The following is a 24,721-nucleotide window of genomic DNA, read 5'->3' as shown; positions in this document are numbered from 1 at the left end:
GCAGCATGAAAAATTCCAGGCAAGACCGCGTCATGTCAGTATTGTTCTATCTGTTTACCGCATGTTTTGCCGCAGCGTGCCTGTACCCGTTCTGGCTGGTGCTGTCAAGCTCGGCTACGGCGGAAGTGACGCTGCTGCGCGACGGTTACCGGCTATTCCCGGAACAATATTCGCTGGCGGCTTACAAGGCGATTTTCTCGTCTTCCACCATCCCCGACGCCTATCTCATTACGATATTTATTACGGTGGCCGGAACGGCGCTCAGCTTGCTCGTCACCAGCATGGCGGCATACGCCTTGTCCGGGCGCAGACTGCGCTTTGCGCCGCATATCTCGCTGTTTTTCTACTTTACGATGTTGTTTAGCGGCGGCATGGTATCGAGTTATATTCTGATCACCAAGTATCTCCATCTGGGCAATTCCATCTGGGTCTATATATTGCCGGCGCTGTTGTCGCCGTGGAATATGTTCTTGATGCGCAACTTCTTTAACGACATTCCGAAGGAGCTGTTCGAATCGGCGAAGCTGGAAGGCGCGGGAGAGGTTGTCATCCTGCGGTCGATTGTACTGCCGCTATCGCTGCCGGCACTGGCGACGATCGGCTTGTTCTACGCGCTTGGCTACTGGTCCAGCTGGATGCCGGCGATGCTGTACATCGATGATACCAAATTATTTTCGCTGCAATATATCATTATGCAAATTATTCGCAACGTCGATATGGCGCAAAATATTGCGGTAGCAGGCGCGCAATCGACCGCTCAGATCGCTCCGGCTTATACGGTGCGGCTGGCAACGGCGATTGTGACAGTCGGGCCAATCATTTTCCTGTATCCGTTCTTGCAGCGTTATTTTGTGGGCGGATTGAAGGTAGGCGCCATCAAAGGCTAATTCCGGCGTTTGCGCCGGTTGGCATACAGCATTACGATATAAAACGGGAGGGTTCACACATGAAACGATGGGGAAAGCAAGGAGCGATGCTTTTATTGGCATTGGGCATGGTCTCGACCACGCTGGCGGCATGCAGCGGCAATGACAATAACGGGGGCAATAAAGGCGGCAATAACGGCCAGGGGGCAGCGACGCAGACTCCGGCCGCAGGAGAAGAGCAAGGCTCAAAGGCGCCTGAACCGGCCACTCTGAACATCATGTTATGGGGCGACAAGCCCAAGCAATTCGACCAGGTCGTCGCCGAATTCGAACGCAGAACGAAGGATACATTGAACCTGAAGCTCAACTTTACGTTTACGCCGCAGGCCGATTACGTCAACAAGCTGAAGCTTAAGCTGTCTGCCGGCGAGCAGGTCGATATCGCGTTCGACGCGCCATGGATGAACATGAACACCTTTATTGCGCAGGACAACTATACGAATCTGGATGATTATTTCAACAACGATCAATACCCGGGCCTGAAAAAAGCGTTTGGCGAAGGTTTCCTCGACAATAACCGGTTTGTCGGAGCGGATGGCAATCTGCATGTGTACGGCGTGCCTCTGGGTCAATATTTGGGCGATCTTGGCGCGATCTACTATCGCAAGGATCTGGCCGAGAATTACGGCATAGGCGAGCTGTCGACCTATGAGGATTTGCTGGCCTTTTTCGACAAGGTGACGGAAAACGATAAAGGCATGATTCCGTTCGTGATCAAAAACGACGGAAATTATGGCGCAGTAGCGACGATCGAGGTCAACAAATCGGCGCCGGTGAAATACGAGAAGGGTCTATGGCCTATCACGCTTGGACCGAATGTGGACGGCACGGTCCTGATTCAGGACAACAAGGTTGTGACGGCTAGCATTAAAGGCGAAAAGCAGGAAGCGATCGCAGCGTTCCCCGAACCGTTCAATCAGGCGGACTACAGCATATTGGAGACGGTTCGCGAATGGCATGAAAAGGGCTACATCGAGAAGGAGCCGATCGTGCGCAAAGACGCCAGCGGAACGTTCTCGGCGGGAAGAGCGGCAGCGATGGCGGAAGGCTTGTCCAATCTCGACAATATTAAGGCGCAGCTTGCGGCAGGCGTGCCTTCGGCCGAACTGGGCGTATTCCTGTCTTCCAAAGCTGCTCGCGACAAGGTGCAGCCGAATCCCGGGTATATTTCCGATTTCCGGGTATGGAACTTCCTGGCGATTCCGAAAACGTCAATCAACGCCGACCGGGCCATGTCGTTTATTAACTGGCTGTTCGAAAGCCAGGACAATCACGATTTGTTCGAGCTGGGCATCGAAGGCACGCATTGGGAAGCGATCGGAGACGACAAATTCAAATATCCGGATGGCGTCGATCTGAGCCAAAACTATGTGTTCCCCGGTTACATGCTGACTTGGAACCCTAATTATATTCGCCTGTCGGAAAATGTGCCGGACAATCTGGTTGACGCGTTCCGCTACCTTGCCGACGAAAAAACGTATGTCCGCTCCGCGCTGGCCGGCTTTGCCTTCAATCAGGAACCGGTCAAAAACGAGCTGGCCAATCCCGATTTCGGCACTATTTCATCCGATGAGCTGGCCTACAAGCTTGGCATGGTGCCGGGTCCCGCGGAGGGCTTGACGAAGCTGCAGCAGAAATGGGAAGCGAACGGCAGGCTGCAAGCCGATATTGCCAAAATCAAGGAAGAGCTGATCCGTCAGACGCAAGAGTTCCTGGATCAGCAGGCGGCGCAGAAATAGGCGGAAGTGAGATTAGCGAGAAGCGGCATGAGATCGTGGGGGGCGGCGGAACCGCTCCCCTTGAAGGAGGCATATGGATGATACGCAAAGTGAAGCAAATGCCGGATATGCCGCAGCCCTATGCGATGCGGAACTGGAAGCAGGTAGCGACAGCCTATGATCGGCTTGTGTTCGATGCCGAAGCAACCGGCGATTTTTTTCCGCTTGTGTGGCGCGACGACACGCCAGGCGGAACGGGCAAGCCGGCTTTCGGCTTGCCTTCTTATTTGGGCGGCCGGCGCGGCGAGAACGGGCACGAAGCGATTAACACGGCGACCGCCGTGCTTGGCGCCACGTTGTGCGGCATCGACAAGTCGAATCAAAATGGCGTCAACTGGGTGGAGATGCTGGAATGTTATTATGGCGGGGAGCAGGCGGCTCCTCTGTTCCTGAATCGGAGAAACGGCCGCGCGGGATCGACCTTCTGGTACGAGATTTATCCTCATGCGTTAATGTATGCGTTAACCGATCTGTATCCCGACACGGGCAATCTGGACATGATGATGCGCAGCACGGCGGATCAATGGCTGGACGCTTGCAACAAGCTGACGGGAGAAGACGGCGTGCCCGACTTTGACCATCTGTCCTTCGATTTCGATACCGGCAAGCCGGTGGACAACGGCCGCTGGCGCGAGCCGGATGCCGCCGCCGGCGTTGCCTGGCTGCTTTATATGGCGTACAAGCGTTGGAACGACAGCGGTTACCTGGACGGAGCGCGGCGTTGCCTCGCCTTCCTGGAGCGGCGCAGCGCCAATCCGTTTTATGAGGTGCTGCTGCCCTTCGGCGCTTGCGTGGCTGCGCGGATGAACGCCGAGCTGGGCGATGCCCATTCGGTAGACAAATTGGTCAACTGGGTGTTCGACGGCGACAGTGAATGCCGGCCCGGCTGGGGTGTCATTGCCGACAATTGGGGCGGCTACGATTGTTACGGGCTGGCCGGGAGCATCACCGATTGGGGGCAACGTTGGGATGCCGAAGGGGCGGGGCCATGGAAGCCGTTCGACGGCGAGCGGAGCGGCTACGCCTTTACCGCCAACACCTTTGCGCTCGCATGGCCGCTTGTGCCGCTCGTTCGCTACGACAGCAGATTCGCGCCGGACATCGGCAAATGGATGCTGAATGCCGCCAATGGTGCTCGACTGTTTTACCCTGGAGCGCATTCCGGCAAAGCCCAGTCATGCGCGTTCTATAAGCCGGATCCGGATGATGTCATGGCGTACGAAGGCTTGCGCAAATGGTGGGATCACCAAAGCCCGTATGCGACCGGCGATCCGATCCGCTACAGCTGGGGGGCGATCGATCTGGGACTTTACGGCTCCTCCCACGTCGGCATTTTTGGCGGCATGATCGAGCAGACCGATGTGGAAGGCATACTGCGACTGGATTGCCTGAGGACCGACTTTTTCCGCGAGGCGGCGCATCCGACTTATTTGTATTATAATCCGCACAACGAGGAGCAGGCGGTTACGATCGATGGAAGCGGAAGCGACTTTGGCGCCGTCTACGACGCTTATGCGCATAGCCCGGCAACGCTGCGGAACGGCAAGCTGATCATACCCGCTCGTTCGGCGGTGCTGGCCGTCCTGCTCCCCGAAGGGGCGGATGTCGCGGAGTCGGACGGCAAGCGGTATTGCAACGGGATTGTCATTGACTACAATACGCGGGCGTAGCCCCGCATTGACGGAGGTTTGATTGTTCATGCTTCAGATTCATCATCACCCGCAAACATGCGGTCAACTGCTGAAGTCCTATAGGGGCGGCAGAGAGCCGGCGACAGGGACGAAGCTTCGGTTCGAAGGCGTGGACGGCAGAGACGTTTACAACATTACCGCCGCTTTCGCGGACGATGGCGCTCCGGTGCTGGTCGGCCGCGTCGAAGCGCGCGACACGGAGTTTTCCTGCGTCAAGTTTTTCCGTCGGAAGGAAGGCGGGGGGCAGAAGGACGGCAGCTGGCAGGTCGATGAAACTTTGCCTGAACTGGCCTTGCAGGACCCTTTTTATACGCGTATCGGAGAGGAACTGGTTTTTGGCGGCGTCCGCGTTATCGTGGATGAGCAAAATCCAGGAAAGATTATGTCATGGGAAACGGTATTTTATCGCGGTGCGGGCATTGCCGGGTTGCAGCCGTTTCTGGTCGGGCCGAGCCATATGAAGGATATCCGGATGGTTGAGCTTGCGGACGGCGCGATCGGCGTATTTACCCGTCCGCAAGGGGAGAAAGGCGGCAGAGGGAAAATCGGCTTTTTCAAGGCGGCTTCGCTCGAAGCCGTTACGCAAGCGGATATTGCCGAAGCGCCTTTGCTTGAAGGCATGTTTATCGACGAGGAATGGGGCGGGGCCAACGAAGCGCATTTGCTGGCGAACGGGTTGATTGGCGTGCTCGGCCATATCGCTTGGTTTGACGAAGCCGGTCACCGGCATTATTATGCGATGACGTTTGCGCTTCATCCCGATACGCTGGAACGCACGCCGCTCAAGCTGGTTGCCGAACGTTCCGATTTTCCGGACGGACCGGCTAAACGCAGCGATTTGCAGGATGTCATTTTTAGCGGCGGCCTGATTCGCAACGGCAGCGGATCGGCGGATTTGTATGTCGGCGCCAGCGACGCCGAGGCCTATGTGATTGCCATTCCCGATCCGCTGCTGGAGTACGAGGGACTATAACCGACCGACCTTAAATGTCATTTCTATGCGGATGTAAAGGTCATGCTTCTAAGCATACGCGTACCAGACGCGCACGGAAGACTTGAAGGTCAACACGCCAGGTTCGATCTCCGTCGCGGCATCCCCTGCGGGGAAGGACGCGGCTTTAAACAGAACGGGTTCGAAGCCCCGACTCGGCGTCTCCTCGATCTTGCAAGGCACGGCGGAGAGAGAGACGCCAATCGTGTCCGCGATAACCCGAGCCTTTGCTCCCGCGTCGCGAACGGCCATAGTCAGCGCTTCTTGCCTGGCGGCGGCGGAGCCCCTCGATCTGAACGACACATCGGTGACGGTGTTCGCTCCATGCGAGACCGCCGCATCGATAACAGTTCCCGCATTCTCCGTGCCGTGGAGCGTAATCTCGAGCAGATGCGTGACTTTGTAGCCGCGGAACTGCTGTTTTCCATCGACATAATCGTATTGCGGTTCAATGGTGAACGCCGCCGTCGCTATTGCCTGCCTGGGAATGCCGAGCGCCGTCAGCGCTCCGATAATGGACGAAATGGCAGCCGCATTCTCCTTCTGCAGCTCCGCCAGCTTATCTCCTTCGCTAATGACTCCCAGCGTTACGCTCGTCTCGTCGGGCTTCGCCGTCGCGACCCCTTCTCCCGTCACTTCGATTGTTAATGGACATGCTCCGTTATGTTGATCGTTCATTCCATCATCCCTCCCGGTTGCACTCTATTTAAAGGATATGACAATATCTTATGTCATTAGACGAAACGGTCCTGCAGGAAGTTTCGGATCGTGGATCGTGCCTCCAACTTTGGACGGATTTATCAACCCTCCTGAGGGATAGCTTTGAACCAACCTCAAGCCCGTTACGACAGAATCTCAATTCCTGTAAATTTGAGGAAAACCAGGAGAGAGGTCGTTGGACGTGATGGAAAATAAGCTCATGCGTTGGTTCAAGCAAGAAAGAGGAATGATCGCGACAGGATTGTTAGGTTTTGTATTGGCGATAGGATGCGCATGCTGGGCGCTGGTTGCAGGAGCGGAAACAGGAACGGACGGGAATCTTTGGAAAGCTTTTTCGTTTAATTCGGCGCTTGGCCTGTTCCTTTTGTCGACTGCCGCGATTATGCCCGTGTCGGGGATGGGGCATAAGATGGCGGCTTTTTTCCGAGTTTCGTATATTTCGCTGGCTCTTTATTCTTATTTTGCGGAGACGGTGCAGCATATACGAGGCGTTAATCCCAGATTTCCCGTAAACGGCTCGCTTTTCGACGTAATCGTGGCCGGAGGTTTCACCCTGGTCGCGCTTCTGCTGGTCGTGTTTTACGTCCTGTTCGCGAGCTATTTTTTCAAAAAGAGGACTTTGGAAAAAAATCCCGAGCTTGTCCTGGGGACACGGTATGCGATGCTTTCCATTATGGTGTCCTTTGCGGGAGGCGTTGCGATCTCCGTAAACAGCAGCAGATTCGTGGGCGCGGAAGGCAATCTGATCTGGCTGCACGGTTTGGGCTTTCATGCGATTCAGGCATTGCCGTTCATTGCGTGGCTGGCCGCCGGAACGATGTACGCGCACGCCAGTCGCCGCATGTTGGTTCATATATCCGGCATTGCGTTTTTCCTGGGCTTAATGGCGATGGGCTGGCAGACGCTGCTTGGCCGCGGGCTGTTGGAATGGTCGGCGCTGCCGCTGACCGCGGCCGCCTGCTTTATTCTCGTCACCGCAGCTGGGGCAAGGGCTTTGCTTGGAAATCCCGGCTTTGGAGACCGCAAGAAGAAAGGAGCCAAACATTCTGAAACGCATGTTCTTTGATGAACCCAAAAGTAGATATGCACCGTCAGGCGTTTTCTTTCGCATATGAAGGGATATGTTTGGGGTCTACGAAAGAAAGATAACGTGTGGTTGTTCCCCTTCAGGGGCTTTAATCGAGGCATGCTAACCGCAGCAGTATGTGCAATGAGCGATCACGCCAACAACCAACCGCCAAGAGCCAACCGCCAACAGCAAACAGCCAACCGCCAACAACCGACCTCATCAGAAAATAGAGGGAAAAACTCCTTCTAATTGGGATAAATAAGCTAATGGGCTCAACTTAGAGGGAAAAGTTCCCTTTAATTGAGGTGATTATGACTAAATTTCTATGATTACATTGAATTATAGGGAGGATATCCCTATAAATCTCAATTAATGGATGAGATAAAGCGATTAGAGGGCGTTTTTCCTCTTATTAGAGAGAATGGTGATCGAACAGACATGAGAGATGCTTTAGATCATTTTTGGCGATAGAACAGAAAGGAACGCCAGGGCAAATCCCTGAAGGTTTTTCTCAAATTATAAGCGTTATAAAGTTTCACTTTTATAATTAGGCTTATACTTCATCGGTAAACGCGCTTGTCCAAAGGACGGCGTTAGCCGTTTATACTTGATTTACAAAACCTCCACTTTAGCGTGTTGTCCTCTAACGCTATAATGGTTTCCAAGAGGCAAGGCTGGCGCAGGCTTTGCTGTATGGGAGGCACAGAGGATGTCGGGTAGAGGAAAGAGACTGCTGGAGCTGTTCGCCGCTTCTTTGAAGCTTGGATTAACGTCGTTTGGCGGACCGGTTGCTCATTTGGGTTATTTTCGAGAAGAGTACGTCAATCGGCGAAAGTGGCTGGACGATGGAAGTTACGCGGACATGGTCGCGCTGGCCCAGTTCCTGCCGGGACCTGCCAGCAGCCAGGTCGGCATTGGCATCGGTATTATGCGCGGCGGCTTGCTGGGCGGCTTGATTTCGTTCCTTGGCTTCACGCTGCCATCCGCAGCTGCTCTCGCTCTGTTTGCTCTGCTGTTAGAGGGAATGGGCATTGCCGATGCCGATTGGCTGCAAGGCCTCAAGCTCGTAGCGGTCGCCGTTGTGGCGCATGCGGTATGGGGAATGGGGCAAAAGCTGGCGGCGGGACGCGCGCGCATGACGCTTGCGCTGGCGGCGGCCATCGCTGCCTTGTTATGGGAGGCCGTGTACGGCCAGGCAGTCGTCATCGTGTTGTCCGCCGTGCTGGGATTGTGGCTGTTCCGGGAGCAGGAGCACGGGGCTGAAAGCGCCCAGTCAGGCAAGGGAGCAACAAGTTTTGGCTCGTTGCCGCTTAAAGGCGCCGATAGCGGCTCGGCTGCGACAATTGTCGCTGGCGCGGGCAACCATCCAGGACTTTCGCGTAGAACGGGCGCCATTTGTTTGCTTATATTCTTGTTGCTTCTTGTGCTAATGCCTGTCGCCAAGGAGCTGACCGCAAATCATTGGCTGGCGCTCATGGAGGGTTATTATCGTTCGGGCTCGCTCGTATTCGGCGGCGGTCATGTCGTGCTGCCGCTGCTGGAGCGGGAGGTCGTGCCGGTGGGGTTGGTGACGCAGGAGCAGTTCCTCGCGGGCTACAGCGCGGCGCAAGCGGTCCCGGGCCCGCTGTTTACGTTCGCGGCTTACCTTGGCGCTGTATCGGATGGCGCCATGGGTGCGATAGCGGCTACCGCGGCCATTTTCCTACCCGCCTACCTCCTGATGGCAGGCGTAATGCCGTTTTGGCATAGTCTTCGCCAGCGGCCAAACGTTAAGCGGGCGCTGGCGGGGGCGAACGCCGCCGTCGTCGGCATTTTGCTGGCGGCTTTGTACGATCCCGTCTGGACCAGCGCGGTAACCTCCTCCGCCGACTTCGCGCTTGCGGCAGCGCTGTTTATTCTCTTAACTTATTGGAAGCTGCCGCCTTGGGCCGTCGTAATCATCGGAGCGCTGGGGGGAGTTTTGCTAAACAGTTTGTATCCGTAACCGTCCTGATGACAGATTATCGACGTCATGCCGAAAAGCCGTCCGGTCGCATCCTCCCGAAGGGTGCTGCCGAATGGCTTGTTTGCATGGCAGGCATTGCACTTCTCGCGCCGACGTCTTATCATGGAATAGCTCCCGTTTTTGATAGAGGAGCAACTTGAGGACTTGTCGATTTTGCCGCAGGCTGGCCGATAGACGCATGGAAAGGAAGAACGTACGATGGCACAATATTTGCCCCCAAGATGGAGTACCAAGTCGATATTGGTATTCTCGATTATTATGCTTGTCAAAAGCTACCTCACTTGGACCGTTCTGTTCGAGAACAGCTCGTTCAAGACGGTGTGGCTGAAAGAGCTGCCTATTATTCTCATTATATTCTGCATAATCGAATGGTTTTCGACCAAACGCAAATTGCTTATGTACCTGATCGTCAATCTTTTGATAACGGTCCTGTTTTTTACTCTTATCGTGTACTACAGACACTTCGGAATCATTCCCACTTATCATGTTCTAGAGCAGGCCGATCAGGTCGGAGCGGTGAAAAAAAGCATCTTTTCCGTCATCCATCCGAAATATCTGCTTATTTATATGGATATTCTCATCCTTGCCTACGTCTTGCTGCGCCGGCGCATTGCCGTAGGCTGGAAACGCGCGTTGTCCGCGAGGACGAGCCGCAAGACGGTGGCCGCCGTATTTACCATCTCGCTGTTCGCTTGTTTGTTTAATATTCTTCCACACACGGAAAGTATTAACGAAACCGTGCAGGCGGAGCAGATGGGCATCCTCAATTACGAAGCCTTCAGTCTTCTGGATAACGATGAGGAAACGCCTGTCGAGAAAGAGCTGATCACTCAATCATCGATCTATGATTTAAAAGGCATAACGGAATCGGAATCGCCTGTCCTGTTCGGCAGCGCGAAGGGGAAAAACGTGATTCTCGTGCAGATGGAATCGTTCCAGAACTTCCTGATCGATCTAAAGATCGACGGGCAAGAAATTACGCCCGTCATGAACGCTCTTGCCCATGGCAACTACTATTTCCCCAGGTTCTATCAGCAGGTCGGACAAGGCAATACGTCTGATGCGGAGTTCGTCGTAAACACTTCGTTCTACGTCCCCCCAGACGGACCCGCCACGCAGATTTATGCCAAGAAGGAGCTTCCCAGCATGGCAAGACTGCTGGAGTCGCACGGCTACGACACCGCTACGTTCCATACAAACGACGTGGATTTCTGGAATCGCGAGGATTTGTACCAAGGGCTCGGCTTTAATCGCTATTACGACAAGGCGTTTTTCGGCGAAGGGAACGACGAGCTATGGTTCGGTCCTTCGGACGAGGTGCTGTACGACAAGACCGCAAAAGAGCTGCAGCGCATGGATGCGGGCCCGGATCCGTTCTACGCGCATGTGATCTCGATGTCCGCGCATAACCCGTTCTCGCTGCCCGAAGATAAGCAGAAGATGGTTTTGCCGGAGCGTTACGAGGGGACATACGTCGGAGATTATATTCAATCCCAAAACTATGCGGATTACTGCTTGGGCATATTCCTCGAGGATTTGCGGGAGCGGGGGCTGCTGGAGGACAGTCTGCTCCTGTTCTACGGGGATCATCGCGGACTTCCGGTTTTCTCGCTTGACGAGGAGGACCGCGTGCTGCTGGAGGAAATTTTCGGCGGAACCTACGTCGAACGCGAAATGATCAACGTGCCGTTCATTATCGCGGGAGAGGGCGTCACGACGCCGGCCGAGTTCCGGCAGCTTGGCGGACAGGTTGATATTTTGCCGACGTTGGCCAACCTGCTGGGCCTATCCATGAAGGAGCAGATCCATTTCGGGCAGGACTTGCTGAATCAGAAACACTATAATCTGCTGCCTCAGCGTTATTATTTGCCGACAGGCTCGTTCGTCAACAACGAGGAGCTGTTCCTGCCGGGGAGCGGGTTCGAGGACGGCAAACATTATACGTTGTCCGGGGGCGATAGCACCGAAGCGTCAGCTTCGACGGAAGACGAGTTCAACCGCGCGCTGGAGCTGCTTCATCTATCGGACAGCTACGTGAGCCAGTTGCCGGACCGTGCGGAACAGGTTAATGGGGAAGACTGACGGAAGCCAGTCCTCCCGGCCGTCGGCAGAGCTGAATTGCGCTCGGATAAGCCCTATTTATTTCTGCGTCCATTTGCGTTAATATGAACTTAATATTATTTTTTATGCAACTATTTGATAGGGAAAGCCGTCGTTAATAGACGGTTTTTGTTTTGTACCCGTGCGGTCGTGTGCAGTCCGGTTCAGTTAAGGGAGAGTGGGCAAGTGAATACAGTATTGAATGTCTACCGGAAGTCGCCGTTCTGGGCAAGCTTCGTTCTGATCATGTTAAAGATGGTATTGTTCCGGCAATTTACGTTCGGCGAGTTTGCCGTATCGGGATTGCTTACGGATGCCGCGGCAGTGCTGACGCTGATTTGCTTGGTGGAGTTAATGACGACAAGCAGATGGAAGCCTGTTGTCTTTGGCGTATTCAACGGAGTATTGTCGCTCCTGCTATTCGCCTGCTGCGTCTATTTTTCCTTTTTCGGGAGCATTCCGACCTACACGGCGCTGCATGGTCTGGATCAGGTTGGACAAGTAAAGGATAGCGTGGAATCGGCGATCCATGTAAAATTTTATGTCCTGTTTGTCGATTTGGCGGTACTTATTGGATTATGGCTGGCGACTTTGCGCAGCAGGGGGAAACGGGAAAAGAGCCGTCCGGCGGCCAAGCCGCTTTATATGGCAATCGGGATGGTGATCGCCATTGCGGCGTCCTTCCTTTATATTCGCATGGATCTGGACATTCCGAACGAGCTTGTGCAATCGAAGCGGCTGGGCGTGCTCAATTATCAAGTGGCCACGGCCATTAACGAGAGCAGGCTCAACAGCGCGATCAAGGACGGATCTGTGGCGGTGACGCAAGAGGCGCTGTCTCAATTGGAGAAGGGCCATGCCGGGGGAGGCAAAGTGCCGGCGGGCACCAGCAGCTATTTTGGCGTGGCCAAAGATATGAACGTGATCGTCATTCAACTGGAGTCGTTCCAGGATTTGATGATAGGTCTTGAAGTGGACGGTCAGGAAGTGACGCCGGTCTTGAACGACCTGATTGGCGAAGGAGCCTTTTATTTCCCTAATGTATTCCAGCAAAATGGGCAGGGCAATACCTCGGACTCCGAGTTCATCGCCAATACAGGGATATACGCGACCGGCTCCGTCGCCATGTCCAAGGGCTTCGGAGACCGCGAGGTTCCCAGCATGCCGCGTCTTTTGGGAGAACGCAACTACGTGTCGAATACGTTCCATGTCAACGATGTGACATTTTGGGACCGGAACAATATGTATCCCGCCCTTGGGTTTACGACGTATTATGACAGGCCTTACTTCATTAACGATGAGTTCAACGCTCTCGGCGCCTCCGACGGGGAGATGTATCGTGTCGGGCTGGAAAAGCTGACGGAGCTGCACGGGAAAAATCAGCCTTTTTACGCACAGTTCGTCACGACCTCCAGCCATCATCCGTTCTGGATCCCTGGGAAATTTCTTAACATCCAAGTGCCGCAGCGCCTGCATGGCACCCAGTTGGGCCACTATATCACGGCGATTAACTATACGGACAAGGCGATAGGCGAGCTGATCGAAGGGCTGAAGGAGAACGGCATGTGGGACAATACGGTCATTATGCTGTATGGCGACCACTACGGCCTCCAGGTCAAGGATAACGATCCCGCTTGGGTCGAAGAAGTGCTTGGCGTCAAATATGACGACCGGATCAGCCGCTTCAACGTGCCATTTATCATTCGGGTTCCCGGCGTGGAAGGCAAAACGATAGAGCAAGTGGGCGGTCATGTCGACATGATGCCGACGCTGGCTAACCTGATGGGCATTGATTTGAAGGCCGAAAACTTTACTTTCTTTGGCAAGGACCTGATCAATGCGACAAGCAATGTCGTTGGCATGCGGTATTATATGCCGACGGGGACGTTCTTTAATGACGACATCATGTTTGTGCCGGGAGAAGGCTTTGATGATGGAGAAGCTTTCGATCTGAAGACATTTGAGAAGATAACAGATTTTAGCCAGTATCGAAGCGACTATGATTATGTGCTGGAATTAATGCGATTGTCGGATGGTTATGTTAAACTGCTTCCGAAACGCGCGCCATAGTCTGTAAATAATGGAATGATGCGACAGTTAACGGCACTGCCGCAAACGAAAGGACGACGTATGAAACTAAGCCAAATCCGACGGAAAAGATACGGCCTGCTGGGACTCGCATTCGCTTTGGCTTTTTTTGTCGCAGCCCAATTCGTTGTCACAGCCTATGTAAAGCTGGATACCGTCTACAAACATCGCATGAACTATAATATGTTTCTGGAAGATCGAGGCATGATTGAAGTCGTCATCGAAGAGATGGCGAAAACGATCAAGCGGGACGGCCTGACGGACTACGCCATCCTTATCGGCAACTCCGTCGCTTGGGGGACGAACGAAAGCTCCGAGCATTCCCTGGGCCGTTATTTGTCCGACCTGGCGACATCCGCCGAAGGCGAGGACAGGCTGCAGGCCGTGTTCAATCTGTCGGCTCCTTCTATCATGGCTGGCGATGCGTACACGCTGCTGCTTATGATGGAGGATCACGGCATCAAGACGGACAATGTCATGATCGGCCTGTCCTACTCGGCATTCGTGGAGCCTAAGCCGGGGCCGCGGCAAGTGTTCTGGCTTGGCGATTACTTGCGCACGCAGGATCCCAAGGCTTTCGCGGACGTGCTGCCGCATCTGCAGGCAAACGGCTTCGAATACAAGGAAGGCTGGAAGCATGCGGAGGAGCAGGCGCTGGAGACGCTCCTTCACCGAATCCCGGTCGTGAAGTACAAGGAAGTCATTCCTGCTTATTGGGAGCAGCGGAAGGCGGGAACCGACCTGCTCGGCGATCCGCGCGCCTGGAACGAAAAACAATTTTCCGAGACGTGGCTCGCCGATCCTTCTTATCTGAGCTTCTTTGATCCGCAACCGTTCGATATGAGCGAGAGCAATTGGGGCGTTTATTTCATGAACAAGATCGCGGAGCTTCAGCAAGGCAAACGTCTGCTCACCTTCGTGTCGGGCGGCAATGGCGAGCTTTCCAAAAAGGAAGTGACGAATCCGGGTTACGTGGCGAATACGGAAGCGATCGAGACCTATTTGCAAGGGCTCGGCTCGCCTTACTTGATCATGCAAGACAAGATCGATCCAAACTTGTTTACCGATCATGTTCATTTGACGAAAGAAGGCAACGAGCTTCTTGCCCGTTTCGTATGGGACACCTGGACGGGGAAGGGGGAATAGCGCATGTTGTTTAACTCGCCGACTTTTCTGTTGTTTTTATTAGCGGTATTCGCGCTGTATTACTTCTTCCCTCGCTGGCGAATGCTCGTGCTTGCCGTTGCAAACGCCGCATTTTACGCGTATGCCGGAGTTGGCTACTTCGTGTTGTTCTTCTGCGTCGTGGCTTCCGTATACGGCATTTCAAAGTTTCTTGGCGGCAGCCGAAGCAGGCTTGCGCTGACAGCCGGACTCATCGTTGTATTGGCCAATCTGGTCTTTTTTAAATATTCCATGTTCTTGCTGGGCAGCGTCGAGCAACTGCTGGGGTTCACGATATCGCTGCAAGGGACCCCGTTCGTCGATCGGGAAATTGCCTTGCCGATCGGCATCTCGTTCTACTCCTTCCAGCTCATCGCCTACCTGGTGGATGTGCATAAGGGCAAGCTGAAGCCAAGCCGCTCGCTTTTCGAGTTCTGGGTATTCATCTCGTTGTTCGCGCATTCGGCCGCGGGCCCCATTCTGCGGGGCGGCGACTTCCTGCCGCAGCTTCGCAATATCGTGGCGATCAAATTCCGCACGCCGCGCGTGAAGCTTGGTCTTGCGTTTATTCTGCTGGGCCTCGTTAAAAAAGTATTTATCGTCGAGAAGATCGCTCCATACGTTAACGAATATTTCGGCGTCGCAGCGACGTTAAACGGCGTGGAGTCATGGGTAGCTTCCTATCTCTTCGCTTTCCAAATCTACTTCGACTTCTCGGCTTATAGCGAGATGGCGGTCGGCATCGGCTTGCTGCTCGGTCTCAGGCTGGACCTGAATTTCAAGACGCCATACCTGAGTTCTAACCCCGCCGAGTTCTGGAGACGGTGGCATATTACGCTGTCGCAATGGATCAGGGACTATATTTTTATCCCGCTGGGCGGTTCGCGTGTGAAAAATTGGCGCATCTACGCCAACCTGATCGCGGCCATGACGATCTCAGGCTTATGGCATGGAGCCGCGTGGACGTTCATCATCTGGGGATTCTACCACGGCGTCTTGTCCGCAGCCCATCGAATGTATGGCAAAGGACTCAAAAAGATGGGCTGGACGAAGCTGCAGGGCGACTGGTTGTACAAAATATTCGCCATCGCCGTGTTCTTCCATTTGACGGTAATCGGCTGGGTGTTCTTCCGCGCTAATAGCTGGGGGGACGCTGTCCACATGATCAAGCAGATGACGCTGCTCGGCGGCGTGTCGTTTACGAAAGAGACCATGCTGCTGCTCGCGATCTCCGCGGGTCTGTATCTGCTTCATATCGTGGAGTTCCTGGCCGTGAAGTACTTCAAGCGCTGGTCGCTCGGCTGGGAGGCGGCGGTTCCTTCGCTTATACGCGGCGCGGTGTATGCGGCCATTGCCATCGTGCTGCTCATGCTGCTCATGAACGGCGAAGCAAGCTCATTCATCTATTTCGCTTTTTAAGAAATAGCGGCACAATCACAGACCTCCAGCCATCATCTTTTCTGGATACGTCCAAGGCAAAGAGACCCATGATCCATAACAGGGATCACGGGTCTCCTCTTTATTTCATTTCATCGATCGGCGCAGGTTGTCTGATTGAACAATAGTCGTTCAGGCGTTTACTTCAGATAATCGGTCGGATCTACGTAGTTCGTATCCTTTATGATCGAGAAATGGAGATGGGAACCGGTCGACTGGCCCGTGCTGCCCATTAGTCCGATAAGATCGCCGGATTTGGTCTCGTCGCCGACTGTTATGGATAATTGCTGCAGATGGCGGTACTCGGACTGCCAGATCTCGTTATGCTCAATGATCACACAGAAGCCGTGTTCGGGGTCATATTCCGCTTTAATGACTTTGCCGTCGGCGGCTGCACGTATTTCCGTGCCTTCAACATTTGCGATGTCGATTCCTTCATGCAGCGACTTCTCTTGGGTGATTGGATGAATACGCTCCCCGTAACGCGAAACGATTTTGCCGGTCGTCGGGAATACGAATCGAATGTCGTCATTGGCAGCTTGCGATGGAAATGCGTCGTTTGCGGGCGATGTATCAATGGCGGCTTGCACGGGAATGTGCTCATTGGGCGTTTCTGCGGCTTCTTTATCGTTTCCCGATGCGAAAGCGGATGGCAGCGACAATGCGGCTGCTAAGACAAGAATGAGCAGTCCGAAAAACCAAGCTCGTTTTTTCGGCGATTGAAAGTTTCGGATCATAATGATTCTCCTTGCAATTTGATTTTTATAGCCGGTAATTCCGGCGCCGGCCGAAACGGTTCTATGAAACTTGCCAAGCTCCAATATTTTTAAGATGCAAGCGGCATACGTGTCTTTTTGGGTCAGGACGTTAAGCACGCTTGCATCGCAGGCCGTCTCCTGGTGTAGTCGCATGTTGCGCAGCCCGTACCAAACAGCGGGGTTGAACCAATGGAACGAGGCCAGCATTGTTGCCGCAACGTTGACCAGAATGTCCCGCCGCTTGTAATGGGACAGCTCGTGAAGAAATACGCACTCCCAATCCGCGGCGTTTAGATGCTTGACCATTTGCTCCGGAATTAGCACAGTGGGCGAAAATACGCCGAACAATGCCGGCGCGGATACTTGCTTCGTTACGCGCAGCCGGATTTTGGCGAGGATGCCGTTGTCCGCTCGGATTCGAACGAATAGCGCAACCAAATCGGCGGGTATTTGAATGTTGGTTTCTCGCTGGAGGGCAACCGACATTCGCAGATAACCAGCCGCGATGTACAACAGGACTGCCGCCGTTCCGGCAAGCCATACGAATACCGCGATTTGGAATCCGGGAATCTTCGTAGCCAGACGCTCCTGTGATGCTGGAGGATGAGATTGGGCAAGATTCGAATCTGCTTGATCCGTATGCGTGATCGGCGAAATGCCGCTCGCGTATGAACCGATGATCGAAGCTTCCAAATTCTCAATAGAAAAGATTCGCTCTTCCATACCGGCAAGGGGAATTGTCCAGCGCAGCTCGCTCTCTATATTTCCTGGCAGCCAGGGCATCAGAAGCTTCACGACCAGCAGCGTCCATAGCGCATATTTCCACATGGGGACAAGTTTGCTCCGAAACGCCGCCGTCACCAGGGCCAGCAGCAAGACCATTAGGGCCGCCTCCAATGAAACAATAAGCGTTCGCTCGAATAAGTTTGTTAGCCATTCCACCTCTTATTTCACCTTCTTCTGGAGCAGCTCCTTCAACTCGCGAATGTCCTCGGAGGAGAGTTTTTCGGTTTCCAGAAAATGCGCCATCATCGGCTTCAGCGATCCGCCGAAAATACGCTGCAAAAACGAATGGCTTTCCGCCTGCACGCACTCGTCTTCGCTAACTAATGGAAAATAGAGGTATTCGCGATTGTCCTTGTTGCAGCCGAGTGCCTGTTTCTGCACCAGTCTGCCGATCAGCGTTTTCGTCGTTTTCGGTTTCCATGGCTTGCTTCCGCTCAGTCGTTCAATGATTTCGGCGGCCGTCAACGGCGCAGCTTGCCATACGATTTTCATTACATCCCATTCCGCGTCCGAAATGTGCGGCAGTTCCCGCATCGTATTCCCTCCCGATGATTACAATTGTAATCTTAATTGGCAAACGTGTTCCATGGATTACCTATGTAGTCTACGAATATAGATTACAGACGTAATCAATGATTGTCAAGTTGTCCTTCTTTTCATTATTTGAGAGACGGGGTAGTTCACAACTTGAATATATCATGTTATATTATTATATAAATAGATATGGCTATTGAATGAGGGGGAATACCGGATGGCTAACGAGTCGGCGTCCAAGCCCATGTATGAACAAATATTCGAAGCTCTGCGGGAACGGATCAAGGAAGGGCAATATGCGGTAGGAGATCGTGTTCCTTCGGAGAAGGAGCTTGGCGATGAGTTTGGCGTCAGCCGCATTACAAGCAAGAAAGCGCTGGAGATGCTCGCGTTGGATGGTTATATCGTCCGTCAGCCGGGCAGAGGTTCTTTCGTGGCGGAGCAAGGAACTGTCCAAACGGCGGCTGGACATGCCTCGATTGCACCGATGGGGCAAACCAGATCGGGGCGTAACCCGGGCAAGCGTCTGATCGGGCTCGTGATGACGGACTTCGGCGATGCTTATGGATCGGGGCTCGTCTACGGCATGGAGCAGGCATCGCGCGAGCAGGGTTCGTATCTCATTCTTCGCAGGTCGTTCGGCATAGCGGCGAATGAAGAAGAGGAGATCAAGGGCATGCTGGAGCTTGGCGTGGACGGCATGATCATATTGCCGGCGCAAGGCGAATACTTCAATGCGGAGATACTAAAGCTGGTCATCGGCCAATTTCCGTTCGTGCTGGTCGATCGCCATCTGAAAGGATTGCCGGCGGCCTCCATCTGCACGGACAACGTGACGGGCGCTGCCAAAGGAACGAACCATCTGTTCGATCTTGGCCACCGCCACATTGCATTTCTCACTCCGCCGCCCCGGGATACGACGGCGATCGAGGATCGCATCGAGGGTTTCGTCAAGGCGCATACGGAGAGAGGCATCGTCGCGGACCGCGACACCTGGATTCAGGATATTATGTCCACGCTGCCGAGCGCTCATATCGAAGTCAATCGACGCAAGGATATCGATAAGATCAAGGCCCATTTGACCAAACATCCGCATATTACGGCGCTGTTCGCGACGGAATATAACGTTGCTCTGCTTGCGGAGAAGGCGGCCCAGGAGCTTGGGCTGGCCATTCCGGAGGACTTGTCGCTCATCTGCTTTGACAGTCCTTATCGGAGCGGGCTGCAACCATTAACGCATCTGCGCCAGAACCAGGAGGAGATTGGACGACTGGCCTTCGAGCACGTGACGAGACTTCTGGACGGAGAGCCGCTTCCGAGCCGTGTCCTGCTTGATGCGGAGCTCGTCATCGGAGAGTCGACCGGTAAGGCTAAGATCCGGACGACTTAGCTGCGAATCGATCAGTCGGCTATCCTGCTTCGCAAGAAACAAACAAGGCAGCCGAATGGCTGCCTTGTTATCGCTCATCCTTGAATAGCCTCGAAAGAAGTTGCACCTTGATTCGTTTAACGAATAATGGCTAACGAAGAATCGTTTGATTTTTGAAATAGAAGCCCATTATCGGAAGTGAAAACACGCCCAATAGGTTCAGAAACTTTTAGCAGCAGACGGCCTGAACCGTCTAGCAGCGCAACGCCATTATTGCCGCCAAGCAGGCAAACGAGCTGATTATTTACAACCTGAACGCCGGCAATCGACGCTCCCCATGCAAGCGTGTCGTCCCCGTTTGGATTGACCTTGTACAAATCGTATTGGGTTGAACTCTTTTTTGTTGTATAAAAAAGGTTACCATCGATGCTTTCAAACCATGTGACGGCGTGTTCGGACAATTTAACTTCGTTTTTCCCGTCTATATCGGAAGAATATAACGATTTATCCTTGTCTTTAACGTAATATAGCTTTTGATCGATAACCTGGAACCAGCCCACGTTTGCGTCAACGATCTTTTTGGTTTTGTTGGTCTTTAGATTAATTTCATAGATCTTATTGGCGTCGGATTCGTCGCGAGAAGCCAGCACGTACACATGGTCTCCGTTGACAGCCATGTAGGAGGCATTGCCGCCGCCCAATGACCACTGAGTACCGCTAAGCGTAACAGCATACATCAGACCGGGATCTCCGACTTTTTTCTTTTCCCCTGCCGACGATAAATACAAATTGCCGCCTTCAAATCCCCAAGCTCCTAATTGGACGATCAGGGTGCCGTGAGACGTAGCGCGGAAGTCCAAATATCCCTCATGCAACAATTCCGCTTTACCGTTGTCGCCGACTTTTACAAACTGGTCGCTACCCATAACCCCTCCCCCAAGATGATAAGTAAACCATAGCGCATTGTCCCGGATCATGAAGCTGACATTAGTCGGATGCCATTCGGAATCCGGACCTCCGAAACTATAGGAATAGATCTCTTCTTTAGCAGATGGTTGCTGTATGGGAGCCCGGTAGACCTGATTGGTACTGCCCGTTGTTTGCGTAAAATAATAATATCCCTTAAATAAGGCGACATCATTATCGGCAGCAAATGCTGGAAGGCCAGTCGATTGCAATTGCGGGTTACGGGAAGTAATGCTGAGTCCGCTGACGGCATTCCACTTATAATCCCATCCGAACTCCTCATACGCAAAACGCCAGGTTAGCGGGAAGTAGGTAATGTTTCGAAAGTTTAATAAGGGATATTGTTCTTTCGAGTTGTTAATTGCTTTGCCATTGACCGTAATGGCCGATGTGGAAATCTTTGCGGAGTATGAAGAAGCATTGCGACTCCCGGACTTATAAGACGCATAAGCGGAGGTCACCTGGCTTTGCTTTATATGTAAGCCAGCTGTTTGTGACCAAGTTGTTTCCAGACCCAGCATTCTGGTATCGTTCCAAGTCATCGGAAAGTAGGTTATACCGCGATAGACAAGCAGAGGATATTCCCTGTACTGATTTTCTACCACATGACCATTCAGGTTCACCTTAAAAGTTGGCAGGGTAACCTTTACGTTAGCTTCCGAAGCGCTGATTTGTACCGCAGGCATCATAAGGATCAAACAAAATAAAAAAGCTAGCGCATATCTTGACCAATTTCTTCTCATTATTATGTCATCCCTTTCTTTTTACTGGAGCACGAATCATCTGTACCAAGTAATCGCCTAGGTTTCCAAATTTTATATTGTATAGACGGATTATTAAGGGAAAAGTTGCGTGAAGACATTCCGGAAGTTGATGGGTCGAAAATTGTCATATAATATTATATCGATATTATAATAAGGCATATCAGCATGATAACTAATAAACAATTTATATTGACATACTATATGATCAATCATATAATCAAAAATGTAAGCGGTTTATTGCGATAACCAATGAGGCGGAATGATGAGGTCAGAATCGAAAAAGAAAAGGGAGGCATTTGACATGAAAAGATGGTTATCGGTTACGGCTTTATCGGCGGTATTATTCTCATCCGTTATCGGCTGCAGCGGCAACAACGATGGAGGCGGCGATAAAGGCGGATCCGGCGGCGACGGAGGAGGCGGAGGCAAACCCGTTGAGCTGACGTTCTGGGGAGACTGGGGCGGAGAAGGGCAGAAACAGTTCGAGACGATGGTGGACGCGTTCAACAAATCGCAGGACCGCATCCGCGTCAAATACGTGCTGCAACAGGATATGATAACGAAATTCCTGACGGCGGCAACCTCTGGCGGGTCGCCGGACATTCTGTTCTGGGACAGATGGCGCACGTCGCTGTACGCGCCGAAAAACGTGCTGCATCCCATTGACGAATATTTGGAGAAGGACGGTCTCTCGAAGGATGCGTTCTACGGGGAGTCCATCAAGGAATTATCCTACAACGACAAGCTGTACGGACTGCCGCTTACGGTTGATGCAAGAGCACTCTTTTATAATAAAAAGATTCTGGACGAAGCGGGCGTAAAACCACCTACGACTTGGGCGGAGCTGGAGGAAGCGGCGGTCAAGACAACCAAATGGAACGGCAGCAAGCTGGAAGTAGCGGGTTTCTCCCTCGGCGACAATGGTCTGTTTAATATGTACCTGCAGCAAGCGGGCGGCTCGATGCTGTCGGAGGACGGACTGAAGACGGGCTTCAACAGCGAACAGGGCAAGTCGGTGCTGCAATTCTGGGATAAGCTTCTGAACGAGGATAAAGTGTATAAGGTCGGCTTCGAGCAAGGACTTGGCGAAGGCACGGACGCGTTTGTCACCGGCAAGCTGGCCATGCAATACACAGGTCCCTGGATGTTAAGCACGTACAAAAAGTACGGCAAGGATCTCGACTTCGGCATCGTGCCGCCTCCGGCAGGTCCGAACGGCGACAAGGGCAGCGTCATGGGCGGCTTCGGTCTCGTCATTCCGGAGGGAGCGAAGCATAAGGAAGAAGCTTGGGAGTTCGTCAAATGGTGGACGGCAAATAAGGACAACGCGCTGCTCTGGGCCAAAACAAGTCTCAACATGCCGGGTCTGAAGGAAGCGCTCGAAGATCCGTTCTTCAAGGACGATCCATTTTGGCAGCCGTTTATGGAGACGCTGGAATTCGCCAAGATCCGTCCGGCGCATCCGGGCTACTCCGTCATGGAGAACGACGGACTTATCCCGAATCTCCAGCTGTTCCAGCAAGGAGAGCAAGGGCTGGAGGATACGCTGAACAAGTCCCAGACGCAAGGAGACAAATTGCTCGCGGATAATGCGGACGTGAAGTGATTCGCGCCAAGCACCAAACAGGATCGGGAGCGAACGGGAGAGGCTGACCTCTCCCGCCCGTGTTCCCGGCAACCGCAAGGGGGGAGAGCGACATGGCATCCATCAGCAAATTAGGCCGCCATCAAGAAAAGATGGCGTTCCTCTTTATTACTCCGACGATGCTGCTATTTGCGGCGTTTACGATCGTGCCCGTCGTTATGGCGATGTTTCTCAGCTTCACCAATTACGACGTCGTCAGCCGGATGGACTTCGTCGGCGTGGACAATTACAAGAGGCTGGCGGGAGACGCCTTGTTCTGGCAGACGTTCAAGAACGTGTTTTATTACTCCATTATTTTCGTACCGCTTAACATCGTGATCTCGCTCATGCTCGGCATGCTTATGAACTTCAAACGAATGGGCATCAAACTTTTCCGCACGATGAACTATCTGCCGACGCTGACGTCCGCCGTCGCCGCGGCCACCGTATGGATTTGGCTGCTGCACCCGGAGTTCGGTCTCGTTAACGGCATTCTGGGTTACTTCGGCATCATCGGGCCGGCGTGGCTGGCGCAGACGGAGACGGCCATGCTGTCGATCATTCTCGTTACGCTGTGGCAATCCGTAGGCTCCAATATGATTATTTACATTGCCGGACTGCAAGGGATTCCCGAATATTTGTACGAATCCGCGAAGCTGGACGGGGCGACCGCCTTCGACCGCTTCCGTTATATCACATGGCCGCAGCTTCGTCCGACGACGTTTCTTGTCAGCACGATGTCGATCATCGGCGCGCTCCAGCTGTTCGACCAGGCGTTTGTCCTGACGCAAGGCGGACCCGGCAACGTGACGAAAACGCCGGTGTACCTGATCTACCAGCAAGGTTTCAATCAGCTGCAGATGGGGTATGCGTCCGCGCAAGCGTTCATTCTGGCCATTGCTATTCTTATTTTCTCATTCATCAATATGCGCATTAACAAATCCGAAGAGCCGATTGTATAGGAGGGGATGGGATGAAGACGTTACCTGCGAACCGACCGGCAAATGCTCTGACCTCGTCCCCGGCCTTGTCCTACCCGGCTCGGGTCATGATCGGCAAGATGTTGTTCTACGCAGTCAGCATTGCCATAGCGGTCGTCATGTTCCTGCCTTTCTTCTGGAGCTTGATGACGTCGCTGAAACCCAGCAACGAAATTTTTTCGATTCCGATCCAATGGCTGCCGTCGGAAGTGACGCTGGAGCATTACCGCAAGGCGTTCACGACCGTGCCGTTCGGACTTTACTTCTGGAACTCGCTAGTGCTCGCCGTATCGGGCGTGCTGGCGAATTTGTTCTTTGGTTCGCTTAGCGGCTACGCTTTCGCGAAGTTGAATTTCCGGGGCAACAAGGCGATGTTCCGCGTCCTGCTGGCCGCTATGATGATTCCCGGCATCGTTACGATGATTCCGAGCTTCTATGTGCTCAAGCACTTCCCGCTGGTGGGCGGCAACGACTTGCTCGGCGGCGGCGGCAACGGATTTCTGAACTCGTTTTGGGGCATTATTTTGCCCGGCGCTTCGGGGTCGTTCGCGGTGTTCTTTATGCGCCAGTTTTTCCTGACGCTGCCCTCGGACATGATGGAGATGGCCCGGATCGAAGGCTGCAAGGAGTTCCGCATCTTCTGGAACATCTATCTGCCGTTGACGAAACCCGCGCTCGCGACGCTTGGCATCTTTACGTTCCAGGCGGGCTGGAACAGCTTTCTGTGGCCGATGATCATCTTAAACGATCCCGACAAGGCGACCATTCAGATGGGATTGCAGGCGTTCTCTTACAACTATCAGACGGATTACGGCCCCATGATGGCCGGCGCGCTGATCGCGATTTTGCCTATTCTGGTGCTGTTTTTGCTGCTTCAGAAATATTTTGTGCAGGGCATCGCCTTTACTGGCGTCAAGGGGTAACGGGCAAGCGCAGGCAACTTCAATCATCGCGGACGGCATAATGTGCTA

The 24,721-nt window shown here is 53.3% G+C and carries 18 protein-coding genes; 14 read left to right on the top strand and 4 right to left on the bottom strand.

Annotated features, from left to right (window positions below):
- Window positions 1-5 precede the first annotated feature (5 nt).
- The 4 genes from B1748_RS20205 to B1748_RS20190 all read left to right on the top strand — a co-directional run bounded on the left by B1748_RS20205 (window position 6) and on the right by B1748_RS20190 (window position 5,368).
- Window positions 6-887 (top strand): carbohydrate ABC transporter permease, encoded by an 882-nt coding sequence (locus tag B1748_RS20205; protein WP_087569750.1) that lies wholly within the window; start codon window positions 6-8, stop codon window positions 885-887.
- A 59-nt stretch (window positions 888-946) separates the two neighbouring features.
- The gene (locus B1748_RS20200; RefSeq protein ID WP_087569749.1) at window positions 947-2,665 is read left to right on the top strand and encodes an extracellular solute-binding protein; all 1,719 of its coding nucleotides are present in this window, start codon (window positions 947-949) and stop codon (window positions 2,663-2,665) included.
- 77 nt (window positions 2,666-2,742) lie between these two features.
- Window positions 2,743-4,374, top strand: a complete 1,632-nt coding sequence (locus tag B1748_RS20195) for a hypothetical protein (RefSeq protein WP_087569748.1) — start codon at window positions 2,743-2,745, stop codon at window positions 4,372-4,374.
- 28 nt (window positions 4,375-4,402) lie between these two features.
- Window positions 4,403-5,368, top strand: a complete 966-nt coding sequence (locus B1748_RS20190) for a DUF1861 family protein (RefSeq protein WP_087569747.1) — start codon at window positions 4,403-4,405, stop codon at window positions 5,366-5,368.
- A gap of 48 nt (window positions 5,369-5,416) precedes the next feature.
- Here the strand turns inward: B1748_RS20190 and B1748_RS20185 are convergent, their stop codons facing one another.
- Window positions 5,417-6,064 (bottom strand): SIMPL domain-containing protein, encoded by a 648-nt coding sequence (locus B1748_RS20185; protein ID WP_087569746.1) that lies wholly within the window; start codon window positions 6,062-6,064, stop codon window positions 5,417-5,419.
- Between the two features lie 226 nt (window positions 6,065-6,290).
- On the opposite strand from B1748_RS20185, the gene B1748_RS20180 reads away from it, so the two are divergent.
- From B1748_RS20180 to B1748_RS20155, 6 genes are all read left to right on the top strand, one after another.
- Window positions 6,291-7,172: a hypothetical protein gene (locus B1748_RS20180; protein ID WP_256975789.1), complete on the top strand. Its 882-nt coding sequence runs from the start codon at window positions 6,291-6,293 to the stop codon at window positions 7,170-7,172.
- Between the two features lie 712 nt (window positions 7,173-7,884).
- Window positions 7,885-9,159: a chromate efflux transporter gene (gene chrA / locus B1748_RS20175; protein WP_087569744.1), complete on the top strand. Its 1,275-nt coding sequence runs from the start codon at window positions 7,885-7,887 to the stop codon at window positions 9,157-9,159.
- 219 nt (window positions 9,160-9,378) lie between these two features.
- Entirely contained in the window at window positions 9,379-11,262 is a 1,884-nt protein-coding gene (locus B1748_RS20170; protein ID WP_087569743.1) for an LTA synthase family protein, read from the top strand.
- Window positions 11,263-11,466: 204 nt separating this feature from the next.
- A complete protein-coding gene (locus tag B1748_RS20165) occupies window positions 11,467-13,350 on the top strand; it encodes an LTA synthase family protein (RefSeq protein ID WP_256975785.1) in 1,884 nt (627 codons plus the stop codon).
- 60 nt (window positions 13,351-13,410) lie between these two features.
- Window positions 13,411-14,514, top strand: a complete 1,104-nt coding sequence (locus B1748_RS20160) for a PIN domain-containing protein (protein ID WP_087569742.1) — start codon at window positions 13,411-13,413, stop codon at window positions 14,512-14,514.
- Between the two features lie 3 nt (window positions 14,515-14,517).
- Window positions 14,518-15,951 carry an MBOAT family O-acyltransferase gene (locus tag B1748_RS20155; protein WP_087569741.1) on the top strand — a complete coding sequence of 478 codons (1,434 nt, stop codon included), beginning with the start codon at window positions 14,518-14,520 and terminating at the stop codon, window positions 15,949-15,951.
- Between the two features lie 158 nt (window positions 15,952-16,109).
- On the opposite strand, the gene B1748_RS20150 is transcribed toward B1748_RS20155, so the two are convergent.
- Window positions 16,110-17,669, bottom strand: coding sequence for a M23/M56 family metallopeptidase (locus B1748_RS20150; protein WP_256975784.1), 1,560 nt, complete (start codon window positions 17,667-17,669; stop codon window positions 16,110-16,112).
- 3 nt (window positions 17,670-17,672) lie between these two features.
- A complete protein-coding gene (locus tag B1748_RS20145; protein ID WP_087569739.1) occupies window positions 17,673-18,047 on the bottom strand; it encodes a BlaI/MecI/CopY family transcriptional regulator in 375 nt (124 codons plus the stop codon).
- 217 nt (window positions 18,048-18,264) lie between these two features.
- Between B1748_RS20145 and B1748_RS20140 the strand changes: the two genes are divergently transcribed.
- Complete coding sequence (locus tag B1748_RS20140) at window positions 18,265-19,437, top strand: GntR family transcriptional regulator (protein WP_087569738.1); 1,173 nt, start codon at window positions 18,265-18,267, stop codon at window positions 19,435-19,437.
- 116 nt (window positions 19,438-19,553) lie between these two features.
- Here B1748_RS20140 and B1748_RS20135 read toward each other — a convergent pair whose 3' ends face one another.
- A complete protein-coding gene (locus tag B1748_RS20135) occupies window positions 19,554-20,903 on the bottom strand; it encodes a DUF5050 domain-containing protein (protein WP_179215697.1) in 1,350 nt (449 codons plus the stop codon).
- Window positions 20,904-21,447: 544 nt separating this feature from the next.
- Here B1748_RS20135 and B1748_RS20130 point away from each other — a divergent pair.
- The 3 genes from B1748_RS20130 to B1748_RS20120 all read left to right on the top strand — a co-directional run bounded on the left by B1748_RS20130 (window position 21,448) and on the right by B1748_RS20120 (window position 24,673).
- Window positions 21,448-22,752 carry an ABC transporter substrate-binding protein gene (locus B1748_RS20130; protein WP_087569736.1) on the top strand — a complete coding sequence of 435 codons (1,305 nt, stop codon included), beginning with the start codon at window positions 21,448-21,450 and terminating at the stop codon, window positions 22,750-22,752.
- A 92-nt stretch (window positions 22,753-22,844) separates the two neighbouring features.
- Window positions 22,845-23,732 (top strand): carbohydrate ABC transporter permease, encoded by an 888-nt coding sequence (locus tag B1748_RS20125; protein WP_087569735.1) that lies wholly within the window; start codon window positions 22,845-22,847, stop codon window positions 23,730-23,732.
- An 86-nt stretch (window positions 23,733-23,818) separates the two neighbouring features.
- Window positions 23,819-24,673 (top strand): carbohydrate ABC transporter permease, encoded by an 855-nt coding sequence (locus B1748_RS20120; RefSeq protein ID WP_087569788.1) that lies wholly within the window; start codon window positions 23,819-23,821, stop codon window positions 24,671-24,673.
- Window positions 24,674-24,721 lie beyond the last annotated feature (48 nt).

The organism is Paenibacillus sp. MY03 (assembly GCF_002165585.1).
Lineage (GTDB): Bacteria > Bacillota > Bacilli > Paenibacillales > Paenibacillaceae > Pristimantibacillus > Pristimantibacillus agaridevorans.
This window is presented reverse-complemented; position numbering and strand designations above follow the sequence as displayed.

Excerpts from the sequence above, each read along its gene's own strand:
- B1748_RS20190 (WP_087569747.1), top strand. The coding sequence starts at position 4,403 with ATGCTTCAGATTCATCATCACCCGCAAACATGCGGTCAACTGCTGAAG.
- B1748_RS20130 (WP_087569736.1), top strand. The coding sequence starts at position 21,448 with ATGAAAAGATGGTTATCGGTTACGGCTTTATCGGCGGTATTATTCTCA.
- B1748_RS20185 (WP_087569746.1), bottom strand. The coding sequence starts at position 6,064 with ATGAACGATCAACATAACGGAGCATGTCCATTAACAATCGAAGTGACG.
- B1748_RS20125 (WP_087569735.1), top strand. The coding sequence starts at position 22,845 with ATGGCATCCATCAGCAAATTAGGCCGCCATCAAGAAAAGATGGCGTTC.
- B1748_RS20200 (WP_087569749.1), top strand. The coding sequence starts at position 947 with ATGAAACGATGGGGAAAGCAAGGAGCGATGCTTTTATTGGCATTGGGC.
- B1748_RS20180 (WP_256975789.1), top strand. The coding sequence starts at position 6,291 with ATGGAAAATAAGCTCATGCGTTGGTTCAAGCAAGAAAGAGGAATGATC.
- B1748_RS20120 (WP_087569788.1), top strand. The coding sequence starts at position 23,819 with ATGATCGGCAAGATGTTGTTCTACGCAGTCAGCATTGCCATAGCGGTC.
- B1748_RS20205 (WP_087569750.1), top strand. The coding sequence starts at position 6 with ATGAAAAATTCCAGGCAAGACCGCGTCATGTCAGTATTGTTCTATCTG.
- B1748_RS20160 (WP_087569742.1), top strand. The coding sequence starts at position 13,411 with ATGAAACTAAGCCAAATCCGACGGAAAAGATACGGCCTGCTGGGACTC.
- B1748_RS20155 (WP_087569741.1), top strand. The coding sequence starts at position 14,518 with ATGTTGTTTAACTCGCCGACTTTTCTGTTGTTTTTATTAGCGGTATTC.
- B1748_RS20195 (WP_087569748.1), top strand. The coding sequence starts at position 2,743 with ATGATACGCAAAGTGAAGCAAATGCCGGATATGCCGCAGCCCTATGCG.
- B1748_RS20145 (WP_087569739.1), bottom strand. The coding sequence starts at position 18,047 with ATGCGGGAACTGCCGCACATTTCGGACGCGGAATGGGATGTAATGAAA.
- B1748_RS20140 (WP_087569738.1), top strand. The coding sequence starts at position 18,265 with ATGGCTAACGAGTCGGCGTCCAAGCCCATGTATGAACAAATATTCGAA.
- B1748_RS20135 (WP_179215697.1), bottom strand. The coding sequence starts at position 20,903 with ATGCTGGGTCTGGAAACAACTTGGTCACAAACAGCTGGCTTACATATA.
- chrA (WP_087569744.1), top strand. The coding sequence starts at position 7,885 with ATGTCGGGTAGAGGAAAGAGACTGCTGGAGCTGTTCGCCGCTTCTTTG.
- B1748_RS20170 (WP_087569743.1), top strand. The coding sequence starts at position 9,379 with ATGGCACAATATTTGCCCCCAAGATGGAGTACCAAGTCGATATTGGTA.